Here is a 384-nt window from a genome sequence, read left to right on the forward strand (position 1 = left end):
TGCTCCTGGGGCCCGGCATCACCCCCGAACTTTTGAACGACGACCGCATGGGCCGGATGCTGGACAGCCTGTACGCGGCCGGGGTCACCGAGCTGTTTGTGGAGGTGGCTAAATCTGCCCGCAGAGCCTTTCCCTTTCCCGTGCGGGCTCTTCACGTGGACTCCACCAGCTTTCACGTCCACGGGGTGTACGGGAGCGGGGAAGAGGGCCAGACCGATACGGGGGACGAGCCCCTGGTCATCCGCCTCACCCACGGCTACAGCCGGGACCACCGCCCAGACCTCAAGCAGTGGGTGATGAACCTGATCTGCGCCGATACCGGGGGGATTCCCCTGCTCTTCGCTCCTGGGGATGGGAACCAGTCGGATCAGGAGGCCTTGGTTC

General features: G+C 65.1%; 1 protein-coding gene. It reads left to right on the forward strand.

The window, feature by feature from the left end; genetic code table 11:
* A partial coding sequence (locus L0D17_RS13335) for an IS1634 family transposase (protein ID WP_243095722.1) occupies nucleotides 1-384 on the forward strand: 384 nt, incomplete at both ends.

Source organism: Thermus thalpophilus (assembly GCF_022760915.1).
Classification (GTDB): domain Bacteria; phylum Deinococcota; class Deinococci; order Deinococcales; family Thermaceae; genus Thermus; species Thermus thalpophilus.